This window comes from Streptomyces sp. NPDC040432 (genome assembly GCF_055595445.1).
The window spans coordinates 1-17,385 of sequence record NZ_JBVIVP010000013.1; the positions used below are offsets into that span (position 1 = coordinate 1).

Below are 17,385 nucleotides of genomic sequence, written 5' to 3' on the forward strand. Positions count from 1 at the left end.
CCGCAAACTCAGCGACGGCGAAGGCCCCGACGGCGAGAAGAACATCGTCCAACTCATCCACGACGGACAGGTCGACCTGATCGTCAACACCCCGTCCCACAGAGGGGGCGGCGACGTCGGAGGCGACGGCCACGCGCTGCGGGCCGCCGCTGTCGCCCGGTCCGTCCCGTGCCTGACGACGGTGCGGGCGTTCGCCGCGGCCGTCCAGGGCATCGACGCGCTCAACCACGCCGAGATCGGGGTGCGTTCCCTCCAGGAGAACGTCGCCGCGCTCGCCCGGCTGCGCACGGCGCAGCATCAGGGGGCGGTCCTCCACCGGTACGTCGCCCCGGGCCTCCCGTACGCCCGGTCCAGGGAGCGGGAGACCGGCGCCGAGTGCGCCGTACCGAATCTCTGACAATTACTCATCCCGAGGGAATGACGGGGCGAGTCAGACCGTGCCACACCCCTTCGTCCTGGAAGGTGGGGCGGTCCGCTTCCACAGGCGTGCCGTCCCAAGAAGGGTCCTCATGAGGAACACCAGAAGTCTTCTCGCTCCGGGTCTGACCTGCGCGCTGCTCTCGGCCGTCCTCACGACCGGCACCACCTCCGCGCTCGCGGCGGACGGGCCGGAACACGAGGCGGGCAACAAGACGGTCATCGTGAACAACGGTAGCCACAACAACATCGGGGGGCGGGACAACCTCGTCGGTTCCGGTCACACGGCGGGTACCGGGCACACGGTGTCGTCCGGGACCACGGGCCCGGGCGCGGACACCGACGAGGTCAGGCTGCGCGTCCTCAGGCAGAGCCTCCGGGGCCTGCAGACCATCCCCATCCCCGGGTTCCTCTGCCCGACGGATCACCCCTGGCTCATCGGGCAGAACTACTCCGGCGGGGAGAACGTCCCCCGCGGTGTCGAGGTCGTCCAGGCGGGTTCCAACATCGCCGTCGCCATCGAGGAGCAACAACCGGTCCTGGAGGGACTCGCCACGGGCTGGACCGGCAGTTCGCTGCACTCCGCGACCAACTGGGACGTCCGCACGCACGCCCTGGAACTCTGGGCACACTGCAGCTCGGACCCTTCCCGGGGGTACAACCCGAATCAGGGCTGAGGCCGCGCCGGCCCGCGGCAGGTTCCGGACGGGGCGCCGGGTGTCCGGTGCTCCTTCCGGGACCCGGCCTACGCGCCCAGGTAGGCCCACGCCCGGATGCCGGAGCGCAGGGTCACCCGGGTCCTGGCGTAGTCGTGGACCTCATAGGCGTCCGCGGCTGCCAGTTCCTCGTCGGTGATCGAGAAGACCGTGCCGTCGACGGCGTCGGCCGCTTCGGCCGAGGCCACGAGGAGGGGGTGCCGGTCGGTTCCGCTGTCGGCGATGACCTCGGGGTCGGTGATGTCGATGTAGGTGATCCGGAACCCGGGCAGTGCGTCGGGCGTCCCGTCGAGCGCCCTGCCGAACCGCGCGCGCTGCACTTCGGGGAACCGCAGGGTCCCGTAGGAGAACAAGTGGTGGCGGGCCGGGCCTGACATGCGGAGGACCTCCTGGATCGCCTGCCGTGACGTGATCGCCCCAACCTACCGAACGGGGACGGCAGCGGAACGCCGACCCCTCGTCGGGCAACCCGGTTGCGGCCACGCCCTGTTGCCCCGTCGATCCGGTGGCGCGGAGTCAACCGTTCAGGAGCAGGAGCGGCGCCGGGGCGCCGTCCACCCATCCTTCGCCGATCACGGCCAGGGCGTCGCTCACGGCGGCGCCTCGGAGGAACGCGGCCCGGTGACCGCCGACGACCCTGGCCCCGGCCTCCTCCCAGGCGACGGGCACCAGTCGCGCCGCACCGGGAGCGGGCCGTACGTTCCCGGTCACCGCGACCCGCGGCAGTGCGGGCAGGCCACGGCCCGCGAGCCCGGCGATCAGTGGCGCGAGCAGTGTGTGGGCCGCGACGAGAGCCGCGTACGGGTTTCCCGGCAGGCCCACGACCCAACGTCCGTCGGTGAGACCGGCCAGCAGTTGCGGGTGTCCCGGTCGGCAGGCCACGGTGTCGACGACCATCCGCGCGCGGGCGTCGTACAGGAACTCCCGCAGCTGGTCGGTGGCGCCGACCGAGGTCGATCCGGTGACCACGACGACCTGCGGACCCCGCGCGGCGCGCACGGCCCGGCCCAGCAGCCCGGCGGGCCGGTCGGGAACGTGCTCCACCGACACCGCCTCTCCGCCGAACGCGGTGACCAGGGGCGGCAGCAGCGGCCCGAGCGCGTCCCGGACCCGGCCGGGTCCGGGCGGGCCGGACCGGTCCAGCTCGTCCCCGGTGACGAACACCCCGACCGTCGGCCGGGGTCGTACCCGCAGCGCGTCGTGGCCGCAGGACGCGGCGAGCCCGATCAGCGCCGGCCCGATCCGGGTGCCGGCAGGGGCGAGACGGGATCCGGCCGGGGCATCCTCACCGATCCGCCGGATGTGCTCCCCCGGTGCGGGTGCCGGCCCCGACAGCAGGCCGTCCTCGACGCCCGCCGACTCCAGCGGCAGCACGGCGAGGGCGCCCGCCGGCACCGGGGCTCCGGTGGAGATCCCCACCGCCTCACCCGGGGCCTGCCGCCCCCGGCGGACGCCGCCCGCCCGGACGGAGCCGACGACACGCCACGGTCCGGGGCCGGCCACCGCGTACCCGTCCATGGCGGCCGTGTCGAACGCCGGAAGGGGGCCGGGCGCGCACAGGTCCGCGGCCGTGGTGAGTCCCGCCGCCTCGGCGAGCGGTACCGTGCGGGCGGCCAGGGGCAGCGGCGCCCGGTGCGCCAGCTCCCGGGCCCGCCCCCAGGGCACCTCCCGGGCGGGCGGGGCCGCGCCGGGCAGGGCGGTGGCGGGCACAGGGGTGGTGTCGGTCTTCGCGGGCATGTCGCCAGCCTGCGGCGGCGGTTTTTCCGTCATGCACGGGGAGCGTTGCGTTCTCGCGCCGCTCCCCTCACCGCAGGCCCCGGCGAGCGGTGAGCACCACATCGAGCACGCTCGCAAATGCGGCAAGGAAATCGTGAAGTGCTTGCAGGTGCGATGCTTATCGCGGATTTAGACTCTTGGATGATTTACTGAACCCACAGGGGCCCCAGTGGCCCGATTCCGTTCCAGGAACCAGTCGCACCCGCGGGTCGACGCCTGGTTCACTGATGCGGACGCCCCACCCCCGGGACTGCTTGCGGCTCTCGCAGCCCCGGGTCGGCGCGGCGAAGGAAGCCCCTGCGTGCCGATCGCGGTGTTCGACGCGCAGGGGCTCCGTCACGCCGGGCACAGCCGCGCCGGCTCCCGTCACAGGACGTTCATCAGGATGATGGCCGCGAGGTTCAACAGGATGACGGCGATGACCCCGCCCACCGCCATCCAGGCCCGCTGCGATTCGTCCATGGCCATGAGGAACCTCCCGGCTCGGGCGTGTCGCCACGCGCGGCTCCGGCGCGGGCCGGCCCGCCCCGGCCATCATGCCCCCGTTCCCCCGGGAGCACAGTTCGGCCGCCGGGAGCGGCCGGTCAGGAGACCCAGCCGGTGGTCATGCCGATGACGGCGGAGCCGTCCCCGTCGGCCAGCTTCGTGCCGGTGAAGTCTCGGGCCCACTGCGAGGTCTGAATGCGGAACGCGGGGCGTTCCGCGGTCAGCGCCTCCATGACCGCCTCGGCCGCACCGGCCGGGGTCTGGGCGCCGTCCATGAACTGGCTGACCGTGCGGTTCACGTAGTTGTGCATCGCGTCGGCGTACGGGCCGGCGGCGGCGATCGTGCCCTCGATGTCGAGTCCGAGGTTGTTGACGAACTCCGTCGCCACCGCGCCGGGTTCGACGACCGACACGCTCACGCCGACGGCGCCCGCGACGGGGGCCAGGCTCTCCATGTACCCCTCGACGGCGAACTTCGCGGCGCAGTACGCCTCGTTGAAGGGCTGACCCACGACGCCGCCGACACTGGTGACCGTGACCAGTCGGCCGCCGGAGGCCCGCAGGTGCGGCAGGGCGGCCTTGGAGACGTTGAGCACGCCGAAGAAGTTGACCTCCATGACCTCGCGGACGTCGGCGACCGTTTCGAGTTCGAGGGTTCCGACGTGTCCGGCGCCCGCGTTGTTCACGACGGCGTCCAGGCGCCCGTGGTCGGCGATCACTCCGTCGATCGCGGCGGCGACGGAGCGTTCGTCGACGACGTCGAGCTGCCGGATGTCGATTTCCACCCCCGCCTCGGCGGCGGCCTCGCGCAGGGCGTCGGCCCGACCGGTGTCACGCAGGGTGGCGACCGTGCGCCAGCCCGCGCGGGCCGCCGCGACGGCTGCGGCCAGGCCGATCCCGGAGGAAGTTCCGGTGATCAGGACGGTGGGGCGGGCCTCGCCGGGTGTGGTTTCGGGTGTGGCGGGAAAGGAGGTCATGACGGTTGCCTTTCACGGAACGTGATTTATGTGCGTGCACACACACCATAAAGTTATGTGTGCGTGCACGCAACCTCTAGACTGCCGACATGCCGAAGAAGCTCACCGAAGCCGAGATGCAGCCGGCCGACCACGCCTTCTACGGACTGGTCTGGGCCGGGACCGTGATGACCGACCGGGTCGACCGGGCCCTGGTGAAGGCGCACGACCTCCCCGTGTCCTGGTTCGAGGTGATGCTGTGGCTCGCTTCCAGCCCCGAGCCCGTGCCCGCTTCCGTCCTCGGCAACAGCACCCTGCTCAGCCGCAGTCAGGTGTCGCGGGTCGTGGACGCCCTGCAGGCACGGGGCCTGGTGACGCGCACACCCTCGACCCGCGACGCCCGGTCGGTGGAGGTGTCCCTCACGGATGCGGGTCGCACGGTCTTCGCCGAGGCCGACGCGACCAGGCGCGAAGCCCTGGCGCCGGTCTTCACGGACCTCCTGGACGAGCGGGACCTGGAGGCGCTGGGCACCGTGTGGCGCAAGCTCAAGACCACGAAGGACGTCAAGGGCGCGTAGCGCCCGCGGCATCCGGGACGTCCGACGCGATCCCGGCCGCGGCGGCGAAGAGACGGGCGCAGCGACGCGTCATGGCGTCGGGGGTCTGCTCCGGGTGCTTGACCCACCAGCGGACGAGGGTGGCGACCAGGTCACGCCAGACGTACTTGAGCGCGTCGGCGTCCAACGGGTCGGTGGATCCGACCGTGCGCAGCAGTTCGGCGGTGCCGCCCGCGGCGAGGCCGTCGATGGCCGACCAGTACTCCGAGGCACGCAGCACGGCCTCACCGCCGGGCGGCAGGGTGGTGTCGTAGAGGACGAACCACGCCTCCCGTCGCCCCTCCAGCGCGGTGAAGAGGGCGCGGAGCACGCGCAGGGGGGTGTGCGAGGCCGCGGTGGCGTCCGGGCCCATGGCCGTGCGGATCGTGCCGAGGATGCGGTCGCCGACGGGCACCAGACAGGCGACGTACAGGTCCTCCTTGGTGCCGAAGTACTGGTGGAGCAGCGTCTTGGTGACGCCCACCCGGGCCGCGATCGCGGGGAGCGAGGCGGCCGCGTAGCCGCGGGTCCCGAACTCCTCCGTGGCCGCTTCGAGCATCTGTTGCCGGCGGTGCTGCCGCGGGACTCCCTTGGTGCCGGCTTTCGAAGGAGGGGTTGCCATGGGCGGATATTATCAGTAAGTAATTTACCCCTAGGTAAATTCCTGCCACCTCCGGAGCGCCTCCATGGCCGGCACCACCGTTCCCTCGTCCCGTACCCGCTCCTGGTGGGGCTGGGGCTGGGCGGACGCCCACCCCGACGACGCCGAGTGCGTCGCGATGGGCGCCCTGCTCCCCGGCACCCTCGCCCGTCCGCTCCCCGTTCCCCGCGTCGCGGACCTGGACATCGCCCGGCCCGCGGTCGAACCGCCGTCGAGCCTCGCCCACCTGGTCCGCGACGACCCGGAGGACCGCGCGGCGCACGCCATGGGCAAGGCGTACCGCGACGTCGCCCGCGCCCTGCGCGGTCGACCGGGCCGCATCCCGGACCTGGTGGCCCGGCCGACGGACGAACGGGGCGTGGCGGACCTGCTGGACTGGGCCGGTGACCGGGAGATCGCCGTCGTCCCGTACGGCGGGGGTTCCTCCGTCAGCGGGGGCGTGGAGTACCGCGGCGACGCCCACCGGGCCGTGCTGTCCCTGGACCTGACGGCCATGGGGCGCGTCCTGGAGGTCGACACCGAGGGCCGGGCGGCACGCATCCAGGCGGGGGCGCTCGGGCCGGACCTGGAGGACCAGTTGCGGCCGCACCTGCTGACCCTGCGGCACTTCCCGCAGAGCTTCGAGTTCTCCACCCTGGGCGGCTGGCTCGCCACCCGGGCCGGCGGCCACTACGCCACCGGGCGCACGCACATCGACGACTTCGTGCAGTCGCTGCGCGTCGTCACCCCGGCCGGCACCAGCAGTTCCTGGCGGCTGCCCGCCTCCGGCGCCGGCCCCTCCCCCGACCGGCTGTTCCTGGGGTCGGAGGGGGCGCTCGGAGTCATCACCGAGGCGTGGGTGCGCCTCCAGGAACGCCCCCGCCACAAGGCGTCCGCCGCGGTGACCTTCACGGACTTCCAGGACGCGCTGCGGGCGGTCCGCGCCCTCGCCCAGTCCGACCTCTCCCCCGCGAACTGTCGGTTGCTCGACGCCGGCGAGGCCGCCCTGGCGGGCGCGGCGGGCGGTGACCGTTCCGTCCTGGTGCTGGGATTCGAGTCGGCGGACGAACCGGTGGCCCGACCGTTGGAACGGGCCGTGCGGCTGGCCCTCTCGTACGGCGGCCGGCGCGACGGCGCCGCCGGCGCCCGGGGCGGGGCGTCGAACGGGGTGCCGGGCGGGGCTCCGGGCAGCGACGCGGCCGTCCGCGCCTGGCGGTCCGCGTTCCTGCGGATGCCCTACCTGCGCGACGGCCTGGCCAGGATGGGGGCCGTCGCGGAAACGTTCGAGACGGCCGCGACCTGGGACCGGATACCGGGCCTGATCGAGGCCGTGCGCACCGAGGTGGGCGCCGCGGCGGTCAAGGCCACCGGGTACCCCGCGACCGTCAACTGCCGCTTGACGCACGTGTACCCGGACGGCGCGGCCCCGTACTTCACCGTCCTGGCCGCGGGCCGCGCCGGTGACGAGGTGGCTCTCTGGGACGATCTCAAGGCGGTGGCGGGCGAGGTCCTGCACCGGCACCGGGCGACCATCACCCACCATCACGCCGTAGGTCGCGACCACCGCGCCGGCTACGACCTCCAGCGCCCCGAGCCCTTCGCGCTCGCGCTGCGGGCCGCGAAGGGGGCGTTGGACCCGCGGGGCATCCTGAACCCCGGCGTGCTCGTGGATTGAGCAGCCGCCGTACGGATCCGGCCCGCCGGTCGGCCGGATCCGTACGGCCGCCGGCGTGGGATCTCAGCCGCCCGTCACCACACCGACCAGGGCACGCGACAGGTGTGCGGGCCGGCGCCTTCCGGGCACAGGCCCCCGATCACCGCCTTGCGGAGGGCCCGGTGGGTGCGCAGCGAGCAGACCAGGCGGACGTGCAGCTCGGCCGCTTCCCGCAGGCCGCGGTCCTCTCCGGGGTGCTCGACGGCCCACTGCTCGGCGAGGAAGTCGTAGTCCTGCGCCAACGACGGGTCGTCGGCGGCGCGCACGAAGGTGCGCCGCGTGACACGGGCCGCGCGGCGGGCGACCTCCCGGTCCACGACTTCCGCGACCCGGGCCAGCCCGTCGGCGTCCGCGTACAGGCCGAACCTCAGCATGCGTGTCCTCACCGACCGCACCCGTCCTCTCCCCATGACCGCGCTCAGGTCCGAGCGCTCGGGGCCATGATCCCGCGCACGTCCCGGGCCGTCGACAGGGTTTCCTTCCGTCGCGCAACCGGTCAGCCCCTGCGTCACCCGTCCGGCTCAGCGGAATCGCCCGTACGGCAGTCATGCCGGATCGTGGCCCGTGGTACGCCCGGCGGATCGGAGGTCGGCTGTGAACCGGTACCGGCAGGCCGCCCGCGGCGGGTGGACGCACCTCCCCACCCACGGGTGGGAGCAACCCCCGAGGAGTGACCGGCACCGCCCCCGTCCGCTCCGCGACCTCCTGGGAGGCACCGTCGTGCGCCGTTCGAAGCCCCTCACCCTCGCCTGCCTGCTCCTGCTCCTCGGCGCCTCGCCGGCCGGCGTACCGGCCGTCGCCGCGCGCGCCGACGTGGCCCCCGTCGCGGCCTGCCCGGCCGGACAGGCATCCCTGCGCGGTACGTGCGTACCGTCCGATTCCGCGGAGTTCGTGCGCGACCGGGTGCGCGACGCGCTCGCCCGGTACAAGCTGACCGCGGCCATGGCGGAGGTGTGGATCGACGGGGAGCGCGTCACCGAGGCCGCCGCGGGCCAGGCGATGACGGGGGTGCCCGCCACCACCGACATGCGCTTTCGGATCGGCGCGGTCTCCATCCCCTACCTGACGACCGCATTGCTGCGGATCGTCGACCGGGGCGGGGCCTCCCTCGACGACAAGCTGTCCCGCTGGCGCCCGGACGTGCCGCACGCGAACGAGATCACCCTGGGCATGCTGGCCTCGACGACCTCCGGCTACGCGGACTACGTCCGGGACCCGAAGTTCATCGCGGACCTGTACAAGAACCCGTTCCGGAACTGGACGGCGCGCGAACTCGTGGAGATCTCGGTGTCCAAACCGCTGGTGCGGGCACCCGGTTCGGGTTTCGCCTACTCCCACGCCAACTGGGTGCTCCTCGGCGACGTCATCTCCCGGATCGAGGGGCGTCCGCTCGCCGAGGTGATGGAGACGGACGTCCTGGGGCCGATGGGCCTGGACGCGACCGACATCCCGACGACGGCCGAGATCCCGGCACCCGTGCTGCACGGATTCGACAACGAGCGCGGCGTGTTCGAGGACGCCACGTACTGGAACCCCTCGTGGACGCTGGCGCCGGGCGCGGTCATGACCGGCACCCTGGGCGACATGGCGAAGTCGTTCACGGCGATCGGCGAGGGCGAGCTGCTGTCGGCCGAGTCCCACCGCAAGCAGCTGGCACCCGTCTCGCGGATCGATCCGAACACCTCGTTCGCCCTCGGCCTGGCCGTGCAGAACGGCTGGATCCTGCAGAACCCGTCCTTCGCCGGGTACGCGGGAGCCGTCGCCTACCTGCCCTCGAAGGGGATCGCGATCGCGACGGTCGCGACGCAGGGCCTGGGCAGCACCGTGCAGAACGCGGCCTCGTCCTTCCTGGCGGACATCGCCAACCACCTCGCCCCGGAGGCCGCCCTGAAGGCGGAGTGACCCACGGTGCGCCGGCGGCCGAAATGCCGCAGACTCCTCTAAGAGGCTCGACCCGGTAGGGCCCGCGCGTCGCGCGCGGGCCGCGATAAGGGTGTGTTGGCGTGCTCGATGTCCCGATGTGGTTGTGGGGGACGTTCGCCGCGGCCGTGGTGGTGTCGCTGGCGGTGGACCTGCTGGCCCACCGCACCGCCCACGTGATCGGCTTCAAGGAGGCCGCCCTCTGGAGCGCCCTGTGGGTGGGTCTCGCCCTCGCCTTCGGCGGGTTGGTCTTCCTCGTCCTCGGCACGACGGCGGGGACCGAGTACACGACGGCGTGGTTGCTGGAGAAGAGCCTGTCCGTCGACAACCTGTTCGTCTTCGCGGTGATCTTCGCCTACTTCAAGGTGCCCCGCGAATACCAGCACCGGGTGCTGTTCTTCGGGGTGATCGGCGCCCTCGTGTTCCGGGGGATCTTCCTGTCCCTGGGCGTCGCCGTCGTCAACCGCTTCACCGCCGTGCTGTTCGTCTTCGCCGCCGTGCTCTTCTACAGCGCCTACAAGCTCATGAAGGACGAGGAGGACAGCTTCGACCCGGGCAAGAGCTTCGCCGTGCGGATGCTCCGCAAGGTCGTGCCCGTCCGCGACGAGTACGCGGGGACGAAGTTCTTCGTGAAGGAGGCCGGCAAGCGCGTCGCGACACCACTGCTCGCCGTGGTCGCCGCGATCGAGGCGGCCGACCTCATCTTCGCCGTCGACAGCGTCCCGGCCGTCCTCGCGGTCAGCGACGACGCGTTCATCGTCTACACGAGCAACGCGTTCGCGATCCTCGGCCTGCGCGCCCTGTACTTCCTGCTGGCCGGGCTGTTGGACCGGTTCCACTACCTGAGCAAGGGTCTCGCGATCATCCTCGCCTTCATCGGGGTCAAGCTCATCCTCCAGGCGTCCCACAAGATGATCAGCCCGAGCGTTCCCGAGATCCCCTCGCCGGTCAGCCTGGCCGTCATCGTCGTCGTCCTGGCCGGTTCCGTCCTCCTCAGCGTCCGCCGGCCGCCCGCCGCGGAGGAGGACGAGCCGTCCCGGCCGCCCGCCGGCTGAACCCGAGCGGGGCGCGGGAAGGCGGCCTCGGAGGACGACCTCCCATTTCGGGACAAACGGGCTTATTGTTAAAAAATGAGTAAAACCGAGCATGAGACCGGTCCCCAAGGGGCGCTTGCGTGCCCGGCCTGCAAGCAGTCCGTGAGCACGACCATCAAGAGACGGCACAAGACGCTGGGGGTCTACGTACCCGTGTGGATCCCGGGCCCCTGCCACAATCCCGTGTGCCCCGACTACCTGGCGGACACCCGACAGGCCGACCACGGCCACGTCGAGCACGGCCACGGGGCCCGCTGAACTCCCCCACACGTCCCGACCCGGTCCGCCGGCGCGGACCGGGTCGGGACGGCGGTCCCGTCAGCGGCCCCAGCGCAGGGCGGCCGTCTGCACGGGGGCGTCCCACAGCCGCAGCAGTTCGTCGTCGGCCCGGCACAACGTCACGGAGCAGCCGGCCATGTCCAACGAGGTGACGTAGTTGCCCACGAGGGTCCGCGCCACCGGCACTCCCCGTGCCTCCAGGATCCGCGCCACCTCGGCGTGGAACCCGTACAGCTCCAACAACGGCGTCGCCCCCATCCCGTTGACCAGGGCCAGCACCGGACCGTCGGCGGGGGCCACCGCCGCCAGGTCCTCCAGCACGGCGGCCACCGCCACCTCGGCGATCTCCCGCGCGGGCATCATCGGACGCCGCTCACGGCCCGGTTCCCCGTGGATCCCGACGCCGAGCTCCAGTTCGCCGTCGGGCAGGTCGAAGGTCGGGCTGCCCTTGGCCGGGGTCGTGCAGGCGCCGAGCGCCACACCGAAGCTCCGCGAGGCGGCGTTCACCCGGCGGGCCAGTGCCGCGACCCGCTCCAGCGGCGCCCCCTCCTCGGCCGCCGCCCCGGCGATCCTCTCCACGAAGAGGGTGGCCCCGGTGCCGCGCCGCCCGGCCGTGTAGAGGCTGTCGGTCACCGCGACGTCGTCGTCGACCAGCACCCGCTCGACCCGGATCCCGTCCTCCTCGGCGAGTTCGGCGGCCATGTCGAAGTTGAGGACGTCGCCGGTGTAGTTCTTGACGACGAACAGCACGCCCCGGCCCGAGTCGACGTCCGTGGCCGCCCGGAGCATCTGGTCGGGCACCGGCGAGGTGAACACCTCGCCGGGACAGGCGGCCGACAGCATCCCGTGACCCACGAAACCGGCGTGCAGGGGTTCGTGGCCGGAGCCGCCTCCGGACACCAAACCGACGCGCCCGCCCTCCTTGGCGTCCCGCCGTACGACCACCCGCCGCTCCACGTCGACGGCGAGGTCGGGGTGGGCGGCGGCCATCCCCCGCAGGGCGTCGGCGACCACCGTTTCCGCACTGTTGATCAGCATGTTCATGGAGTGCCTCCCGGGCGGGCCGATTTCGGTCGGCGGGCCGGTCGCAGCCGGTCGCCGCGCCCCGCCGTACCCCCAAGTGTGCCGCCGCGTCGGGGAGATCCGCGAGGGTGCCGCGCCCGCGGGTCCATCCGCGCGCCGCCGCGTCCGACCTCCGTCGAAACCCGTACACATGTGGCATATGTTCGGGATCGCGGGGAACACGTCCGATATTGAACTAATTGCGCAGTGCGCGGGTCGTGGGACGGCCGGGGACCGGCCGTCGGGAAAGGGGCCCCCATGGTCAAGCGACTCAAGGACTCAGGGCTGGTCGGCGAACTCTCCGCCGAGTTCGCCGGAACCATGGTCCTCATCCTCTTCGGCTGCGGGGTGGTGGCCCAGGTCGTCGCCGGCGGGGGCCTCACGGATCCGCCGGGCGGCCTCGGCAACCACGACAGCATCGCCTGGGCGTGGGGCCTCGCCGTCACCCTCGGCGTCTACGTCGCGGCGCGACTGAGCGGCGCCCACCTCAACCCGGCCGTGACCGTCGCCCTCGCGGCGTTCAAGGGCTTCCCGTGGCGCAAGGTGGCCCCCTACGCGCTGGCGCAGACCGCCGGCGCCTTCGTGGCGGCTCTGATCGTCCGGTGGAACTACACCGAGGCACTCGCCAAGGTCGACCCCGGCCACACCATCAAGACCCAGGGCGTGTTCTCCACGCTGCCCGCCAACGGGAACACCAACCTTCCGGTCACCGAGTGGGGTGCGCTGCGCGACCAGATCATCGGCACCGCGATCCTGCTGCTGCTGATCCTCGCGGTCACGGACCTGATGGGCACGCCGCCGGGCGCCAACCTGGCCCCGTTCATCGTCGGCCTGATCGTGGTCGCGATCGGTATGGCCTGGGGCACCAACGCCGGATACGCGATCAACCCCGCACGTGACTTCGGCCCCCGACTGGCCAGCTTCCTCACCGGCTACGGCGGGGCCTGGCGGGATCAGTACGGGCAGTTCTACTACTGGGTCCCGATCATCGGCCCCCTCATCGGCGGTCTGTTGGGCGCGGGCCTGTACAAGGTCCTCATCGGCCGGTTCCTGCCGACCGCCGAGCCGGAGCCCCCCGGTCGGGTACCCGCTCCGGACGAGGGCTGAGCGACCCGGAGGGGGTCCGCGGGACCGTCCCGAGAGAGTGACCGACCCGAGAGGAGGCCTGCCATGGCCGACTTCGTCGGAGCAGTGGACCAGGGGACCACCAGCACCCGTTTCATGGTCTTCGACCACGCGGGCAACGAGGTGGCGAGGCACCAACTGGAGCACACCCAGATCCTCCCCCGTTCGGGCTGGGTCGAGCATGACCCCGTCGAGATCTGGGAACGCACCAACTCGGTGATGCAGAACGCCCTCCGGCACGGGAACCTCGCGGCTTCCGACCTGGCGGCCATCGGCGTGACCAACCAGCGGGAGACGACCGTGGTGTGGGATCCGCGCACCGGGCGCCCCTACTACAACGCGATCGTCTGGCAGGACACCCGTACCGACTCGATCGCGGCGGCCCTGGAACGGTCGGGCCGCGGGGACGTCATCCGGCGCAAGGCCGGCCTGCCACCGGCCACCTACTTCTCCGGCGGCAAGATCCAGTGGATCCTGGAGAACGTCGACGGGGTCCGCGCCGCCGCCGAGGAGGGGCACGCCCTCTTCGGCAACACGGACTGCTGGGTGCTGTGGAACCTCACCGGCGGCCCCGACGGAGGCATCCACGCCACCGACGTGACCAATGCCTCCCGGACGATGCTGATGGACCTGGAGACCCTCGACTGGGACGACGAACTCCTCGGGTTCTTCGACGTGCCCAGGGCGATGCTCCCGAGCATCAACCCGTCCTCCCACCCGGACGCCTACGGGCGGACCCGTACCTCCCGGCCGCTGCGCGGCGCCGTCCCCATCACCGGGGTCCTCGGCGACCAGCAGGCGGCCACCGTCGGCCAGGTCTGCTTCGCTCCGGGCGAGGCCAAGAACACGTACGGCACCGGCAATTTCCTCGTCCTCAACACCGGTACGGAACCGGTCCGGTCGCAGCACGGGCTGCTCACGACCGTGGCCTACCGGTTCGGCGACGAGCCCGCCGTGTACGCGCTGGAGGGTTCCATCGCGGTCACCGGCTCCGCGATCCAGTGGCTGCGCGACCAGTTGAAGATCATCAACAACGCGCCCGACAGCGAACGTCTGGCCCGCACGGTCGAGGACAGCGGCGGCATCTACTTCGTCCCCGCCTTCTCCGGCCTGTTCGCACCGTACTGGCGCTCCGACGCCCGCGGCGCCATCGTGGGACTCGCCCGCTACCACGACGACGGCCACCTGGCGCGGGCCGCGCTGGAGGCCATCTGCTACCAGAGCCGCGACGTTGTGGAGGCCATGGAACAGGACTCCGGCGTCCACCTCGACGTGCTGAAGGTGGACGGCGGCGTGACCGCCAACGACCTGTGCATGCAGATCCAGGCCGACGTCCTGGGCGTGCCGGTCAGCCGACCGGTCGTCGCGGAGACGACCGCACTGGGCGCCGCCTACGCCGCCGGTCTGGCCACCGGCTTCTGGCAGGACACCGACGAACTCCGCACCCACTGGCAGGAATCCCGGCGCTGGACTCCCCAGTGGTCCGAGGACCGGCGCGCGCAGGGGTACGAGGGCTGGAAGAAGGCGGTGGAACGCACCCTCGACTGGGTCCGGGTCGAATAGGCCCGGCTCGTCCCGTCCCCGCACATGCGCCGCGCCGCACGGGGTAGGCGCCGCCCATGGAAACAACGCTCCGACCCACGATCACCACGGCTGCCGAAACGTCGGGCGGGGCCTGGCTGCTCCCCCTGATCGGCATCGTCGTGGCGGTGCTGCTGATCGCCGCCGTCTGGTGGGGGATCAAGCGCCGTCGGACCCTGCGCACCGGGCCCACGGACAGCGGGCCCTCGTCCCCCGGCACGGCCGCGACGCCGCCCCCGGCGGACGCCGGTGACTTCTCCGGAGGGCGCGGCCACGCCGGGCCGCACGACTTCCCCGGCTACGGGAACATCGGGGACGGCGGCGAGAAGCGCGAGGGCTGACCGACCGCCGGGCGCGATCGCAGCCCACCCGAGCCGTGGCACGCCCGCCGACCGTCGGCGGGCGTGCCACGGCGTACCGGCCCCGGGGCCGGTTCAGGAGCCGAGGGCGTCCTCGACGTTCTGCTGCCAGTAGCCGACGGTCAGCGAGCTGTCGTAGTGGACACCGGCGGCCGGCAGCGAGGGGGTCGCCGACGCGCCGCCGCTGCTGTTCGGCGTCATGCCCTGGAAGGCGACGGTGAGCCGGTGACCGGTCGTGCCGCCCTCACCGCTCCCGTCGGCCGCCGACAGCAGGGCCGCCGCGTAGCCGGACCCGCCGGGCGCGAGGGACACCACGGCCTGCGGCTGGGTCTCCTTACGGGCGGTCGGCGCCCACTGCATCTCGTCGAAGCGCAGCACCGGGTAGTACGTGAGGTCGCACGTCCTGGATCCGGTGTTCTTCACCGTGATCAGCATGTGGTTGAGGGGACGCGTCACCGGCTGGACCGTGACGGTGGTGTTGGAGCCGTTGCACAGGACGCGCTTCCCGTCGGCGGCCTGCTCCGAGGAGCCCTTCCCGTTCGTGGGACCGGCGCCGGTCTGCACTCCGCCCGTCGTCCCGGTTCCGCCCTTGGCCCCGGCCTGACCGCCGGGGGTCCCCTGCCCGCCGGACGCGGCGCCCTGGGGGGTGTTCGTGACGCCCTTCGCGGAAGGGGTCGCCGAGGCCGCCGCCGCTCCCTCGTCCTTGAGGCCGGTGCCGTCCTGGCAGGCGGTGAGGGCGAGCGCGGCCACGACGGCGACGGCCGCGCCGACGAACCGTCGGGAGGTGGGGGTGACGGACGTCGTGGTGGGGGCGGAACGGAACACGAACATGGCTGATCGCCTCTCATACGGGTTGCCCGCGGCGGCGGTCGGGACCGGCTGCCGGGGGCGGTGTGCTTGGATGGCATCAGCCTGTGCGGTGATCCGTCCCGGTCACCACCACCAACGGGTGATCAGGGATGCTGGGACGCCCACACAGGCTCTGAGCTGCTGAAACAACCTGTTCCCGGGACGCGGAACGGGATATCCGGGTGGGAGGAACAGTGTCGGAAGACACTGCTGGGTCCGAGTTCGCCGTGCTGTTGCGCGAGTTGAAGGACCGGTCCGGCCATAGCTACGGGACGCTCGCCAAGCGGCTCCACATGAGCACGTCGACCCTGCACCGGTACTGCGGCGGCGACGTCGTCCCGGCGGAGTACGCGCCGGTCGAACGGCTCGCCCGGCTCTGCAAGGCGTCGCCCGAGGAACTCGTCGCACTGCATCGGAGTTGGGTCCTGGCGGACGCGAACCGCCCCCGCAAGGGCGGCGATCCGGGCAGCAGGGCACAGACACGGGCCGCGGCGGCCCCGGCGGCCCCCCTCTCCCCGGAGTCGCCGATGCCGCAGGTGCAGGCGTCGCCGTCCCCGGAGGCAACGGGTTCGCCGTCCCCGGACGCCCGGGCAACGCCGACACCGGAGGCGGGGCCGGACCCGGCGGCACAGGTACCGCCCACCCCGGGGGCTCAGGCAGCTGCGGCCCCGCCCGCACGGCCGGACGCGGCGCGGGCGTCGCGGGCCACGGAGGTGCCGCGTTCCCCGGCGGAGGAGGCCTGGCCGCCCACGGCCGTGGGGCGTCACGTGCCGGATACCTCGCGGCGCCGGCCGCGCCGGCCCGTACTCGCCGGGATCGCCGTGGCGGTCGTCGCCGGGGCGGTCGCCCTCGCGCTGAGCCTGTCGACCTCGGACACCGGCGCCCGGGGGCGTCCCGCCGGCGCCGCCGCGTCGGCGCCCGGCGAACCGGGCCGACCGGGTGGCGGGACGGCTTCCGTGGGTCCGTCGACGGCTTCGTCCCCCGCGTCCCCGTCGGGGTCCCCGTCCGCGTCCCAGGACACCGGACCGGGCCCCGCCGGCGCCGTTCCCGGGACGGCCGGTACGGGAACGGCCGCCGGATCCGCTCCCTCCTCCCCCGCCGGAGGGCAAGGAGGCGCCGGCCCCGCGGCCGGCGCACCGCTGACGGTCGCGGCCCAGCCGCACACCTGGGAGTCGCCCTGCGGCCAGCACTACCTGATCGACAAGCCGCCGACCGAGGTGGGGCCCCCGCCCCTCGAACGGGACGCACCGGCATGGGTGGCGGCGTCCGGAGCGGTGGCGGCGGGCGAACAGTACGTCACGCTCACCCTTCAGGGTTCCGGGAAGGAGACGGTGGTCCTGGAGAGCATGACCGTCCGTACGGCCGGCAAGCGCACGCCCCTCGCCTGGAACGACTACGCCATGGGCTACCCGGGCGTCGGCTGCGGCGCCGGCGTGCCGACGCGTTCGTTCACCGTGGCCCTCGACGCCGCGCGCCCGGCCTTCGCCCCCGTGGCGGGACAGCCGAACTTCCCGTTCAAGGTGAGCGAATCCGCGCCGGAGGTGTTCTACGTCAAGGCGGACGCCTCCGCGTACGACGTCAGCTGGTACCTGGAACTGGCCTGGTCCAGCGGTTCCCGGCAGGGAACCCTCACCATCGACCACAACGGCAAGCCGTTCCGCACCAGCGGCCACAACGGACGGCCCGGCTTCGAGTTCCCCCTCGGCGGCGACGGATGGGTGCCGGCGGGATCGACGACCTGACCGGGAGCGACCGGCGGTGTACCGGGAGCGCACGGTCGCCGGCGTCCCGGAGCGGTTCCGGACGATCGAACAT

At 72.7% G+C, this 17,385-nt stretch carries 18 protein-coding genes; 11 read left to right on the plus strand and 7 right to left on the minus strand.

What is annotated here, in order from left to right; genetic code table 11:
• Together ACZ58N_RS24495 and ACZ58N_RS24500 are read left to right on the plus strand one after the other, a co-directional pair.
• Positions 1–397, plus strand: a 397-nt coding sequence (locus tag ACZ58N_RS24495; RefSeq protein WP_471163633.1) for a hypothetical protein, incomplete at its 5' end; no start/stop codon positions are given.
• 112 nt (positions 398–509) lie between these two features.
• On the plus strand, positions 510–1,094 hold the full coding sequence (locus ACZ58N_RS24500; RefSeq protein WP_471163635.1) for a hypothetical protein: 585 nt from the start codon (positions 510–512) through the stop codon (positions 1,092–1,094).
• 68 nt (positions 1,095–1,162) lie between these two features.
• Here the strand turns inward: ACZ58N_RS24500 and ACZ58N_RS24505 are convergent, their stop codons facing one another.
• The 3 genes from ACZ58N_RS24505 to ACZ58N_RS24515 all read right to left on the minus strand — a co-directional run bounded on the left by ACZ58N_RS24505 (position 1,163) and on the right by ACZ58N_RS24515 (position 4,372).
• On the minus strand, positions 1,163–1,510 hold the full coding sequence (locus ACZ58N_RS24505; RefSeq protein ID WP_471163638.1) for a gamma-glutamylcyclotransferase family protein: 348 nt from the start codon (positions 1,508–1,510) through the stop codon (positions 1,163–1,165).
• Between the two features lie 139 nt (positions 1,511–1,649).
• On the minus strand, positions 1,650–2,870 hold the full coding sequence (locus ACZ58N_RS24510; RefSeq protein ID WP_471163640.1) for a molybdopterin molybdotransferase MoeA: 1,221 nt from the start codon (positions 2,868–2,870) through the stop codon (positions 1,650–1,652).
• 623 nt (positions 2,871–3,493) lie between these two features.
• Positions 3,494–4,372, minus strand: a complete 879-nt coding sequence (locus ACZ58N_RS24515) for an SDR family NAD(P)-dependent oxidoreductase (RefSeq protein ID WP_471163642.1) — start codon at positions 4,370–4,372, stop codon at positions 3,494–3,496.
• A gap of 89 nt (positions 4,373–4,461) precedes the next feature.
• Here ACZ58N_RS24515 and ACZ58N_RS24520 point away from each other — a divergent pair, with 89 nt between their 5' ends.
• Positions 4,462–4,929, plus strand: coding sequence for a MarR family winged helix-turn-helix transcriptional regulator (locus ACZ58N_RS24520; RefSeq protein ID WP_471163644.1), 468 nt, complete (start codon positions 4,462–4,464; stop codon positions 4,927–4,929).
• On the opposite strand, the gene ACZ58N_RS24525 is transcribed toward ACZ58N_RS24520, so the two are convergent.
• A complete protein-coding gene (locus ACZ58N_RS24525; RefSeq protein ID WP_471163646.1) occupies positions 4,916–5,569 on the minus strand; it encodes a TetR/AcrR family transcriptional regulator in 654 nt (217 codons plus the stop codon). The genes ACZ58N_RS24520 and ACZ58N_RS24525 overlap by 14 nt on opposite strands.
• A gap of 64 nt (positions 5,570–5,633) precedes the next feature.
• On the opposite strand from ACZ58N_RS24525, the gene ACZ58N_RS24530 reads away from it, so the two are divergent.
• On the plus strand, positions 5,634–7,262 hold the full coding sequence (locus tag ACZ58N_RS24530; protein WP_471163648.1) for an FAD-binding oxidoreductase: 1,629 nt from the start codon (positions 5,634–5,636) through the stop codon (positions 7,260–7,262).
• 74 nt (positions 7,263–7,336) lie between these two features.
• Here the strand turns inward: ACZ58N_RS24530 and ACZ58N_RS24535 are convergent, their stop codons facing one another.
• The gene (locus ACZ58N_RS24535) at positions 7,337–7,675 is read right to left on the minus strand and encodes a hypothetical protein (protein ID WP_471163651.1); all 339 of its coding nucleotides are present in this window, start codon (positions 7,673–7,675) and stop codon (positions 7,337–7,339) included.
• A gap of 346 nt (positions 7,676–8,021) precedes the next feature.
• On the opposite strand from ACZ58N_RS24535, the gene ACZ58N_RS24540 reads away from it, so the two are divergent.
• The 3 genes from ACZ58N_RS24540 to ACZ58N_RS24550 all read left to right on the plus strand — a co-directional run bounded on the left by ACZ58N_RS24540 (position 8,022) and on the right by ACZ58N_RS24550 (position 10,573).
• Positions 8,022–9,203 carry a serine hydrolase domain-containing protein gene (locus ACZ58N_RS24540; protein WP_471163654.1) on the plus strand — a complete coding sequence of 394 codons (1,182 nt, stop codon included), beginning with the start codon at positions 8,022–8,024 and terminating at the stop codon, positions 9,201–9,203.
• A gap of 116 nt (positions 9,204–9,319) precedes the next feature.
• Entirely contained in the window at positions 9,320–10,276 is a 957-nt protein-coding gene (locus tag ACZ58N_RS24545) for a TerC family protein (RefSeq protein ID WP_471164008.1), read from the plus strand.
• Positions 10,277–10,417: 141 nt separating this feature from the next.
• Complete coding sequence (locus ACZ58N_RS24550) at positions 10,418–10,573, plus strand: hypothetical protein (protein WP_471163657.1); 156 nt, start codon at positions 10,418–10,420, stop codon at positions 10,571–10,573.
• A gap of 60 nt (positions 10,574–10,633) precedes the next feature.
• Here ACZ58N_RS24550 and dhaK read toward each other — a convergent pair whose 3' ends face one another.
• The gene (gene dhaK, locus ACZ58N_RS24555; protein WP_471163660.1) at positions 10,634–11,638 is read right to left on the minus strand and encodes a dihydroxyacetone kinase subunit DhaK; all 1,005 of its coding nucleotides are present in this window, start codon (positions 11,636–11,638) and stop codon (positions 10,634–10,636) included.
• A gap of 276 nt (positions 11,639–11,914) precedes the next feature.
• On the opposite strand from dhaK, the gene ACZ58N_RS24560 reads away from it, so the two are divergent.
• From ACZ58N_RS24560 to ACZ58N_RS24570, 3 genes are all read left to right on the plus strand, one after another.
• Positions 11,915–12,763: an MIP/aquaporin family protein gene (locus tag ACZ58N_RS24560; RefSeq protein ID WP_471163663.1), complete on the plus strand. Its 849-nt coding sequence runs from the start codon at positions 11,915–11,917 to the stop codon at positions 12,761–12,763.
• A gap of 63 nt (positions 12,764–12,826) precedes the next feature.
• On the plus strand, positions 12,827–14,344 hold the full coding sequence (gene glpK / locus ACZ58N_RS24565; protein ID WP_471163666.1) for a glycerol kinase GlpK: 1,518 nt from the start codon (positions 12,827–12,829) through the stop codon (positions 14,342–14,344).
• Between the two features lie 56 nt (positions 14,345–14,400).
• Positions 14,401–14,703, plus strand: a complete 303-nt coding sequence (locus ACZ58N_RS24570) for a DUF6479 family protein (protein WP_471163669.1) — start codon at positions 14,401–14,403, stop codon at positions 14,701–14,703.
• Positions 14,704–14,796: 93 nt separating this feature from the next.
• Here the strand turns inward: ACZ58N_RS24570 and ACZ58N_RS24575 are convergent, their stop codons facing one another.
• Complete coding sequence (locus tag ACZ58N_RS24575) at positions 14,797–15,552, minus strand: DUF4232 domain-containing protein (protein ID WP_471163672.1); 756 nt, start codon at positions 15,550–15,552, stop codon at positions 14,797–14,799.
• A 212-nt stretch (positions 15,553–15,764) separates the two neighbouring features.
• Between ACZ58N_RS24575 and ACZ58N_RS24580 the strand changes: the two genes are divergently transcribed.
• Entirely contained in the window at positions 15,765–17,312 is a 1,548-nt protein-coding gene (locus tag ACZ58N_RS24580) for a helix-turn-helix domain-containing protein (protein ID WP_471163675.1), read from the plus strand.
• The last annotated feature ends 73 nt before the right edge of the window (positions 17,313–17,385 follow it).

Excerpts from the sequence above, each read along its gene's own strand:
- dhaK (WP_471163660.1), bottom strand. The coding sequence starts at position 11,638 with ATGAACATGCTGATCAACAGTGCGGAAACGGTGGTCGCCGACGCCCTG.
- ACZ58N_RS24570 (WP_471163669.1), top strand. The coding sequence starts at position 14,401 with ATGGAAACAACGCTCCGACCCACGATCACCACGGCTGCCGAAACGTCG.
- ACZ58N_RS24500 (WP_471163635.1), top strand. The coding sequence starts at position 510 with ATGAGGAACACCAGAAGTCTTCTCGCTCCGGGTCTGACCTGCGCGCTG.
- ACZ58N_RS24525 (WP_471163646.1), bottom strand. The coding sequence starts at position 5,569 with ATGGCAACCCCTCCTTCGAAAGCCGGCACCAAGGGAGTCCCGCGGCAG.
- ACZ58N_RS24510 (WP_471163640.1), bottom strand. The coding sequence starts at position 2,870 with ATGCCCGCGAAGACCGACACCACCCCTGTGCCCGCCACCGCCCTGCCC.
- ACZ58N_RS24530 (WP_471163648.1), top strand. The coding sequence starts at position 5,634 with ATGGCCGGCACCACCGTTCCCTCGTCCCGTACCCGCTCCTGGTGGGGC.
- ACZ58N_RS24575 (WP_471163672.1), bottom strand. The coding sequence starts at position 15,552 with ATGTTCGTGTTCCGTTCCGCCCCCACCACGACGTCCGTCACCCCCACC.
- ACZ58N_RS24520 (WP_471163644.1), top strand. The coding sequence starts at position 4,462 with ATGCCGAAGAAGCTCACCGAAGCCGAGATGCAGCCGGCCGACCACGCC.
- glpK (WP_471163666.1), top strand. The coding sequence starts at position 12,827 with ATGGCCGACTTCGTCGGAGCAGTGGACCAGGGGACCACCAGCACCCGT.
- ACZ58N_RS24515 (WP_471163642.1), bottom strand. The coding sequence starts at position 4,372 with ATGACCTCCTTTCCCGCCACACCCGAAACCACACCCGGCGAGGCCCGC.
- ACZ58N_RS24560 (WP_471163663.1), top strand. The coding sequence starts at position 11,915 with ATGGTCAAGCGACTCAAGGACTCAGGGCTGGTCGGCGAACTCTCCGCC.
- ACZ58N_RS24505 (WP_471163638.1), bottom strand. The coding sequence starts at position 1,510 with ATGTCAGGCCCGGCCCGCCACCACTTGTTCTCCTACGGGACCCTGCGG.
- ACZ58N_RS24545 (WP_471164008.1), top strand. The coding sequence starts at position 9,320 with ATGTGGTTGTGGGGGACGTTCGCCGCGGCCGTGGTGGTGTCGCTGGCG.
- ACZ58N_RS24535 (WP_471163651.1), bottom strand. The coding sequence starts at position 7,675 with ATGCTGAGGTTCGGCCTGTACGCGGACGCCGACGGGCTGGCCCGGGTC.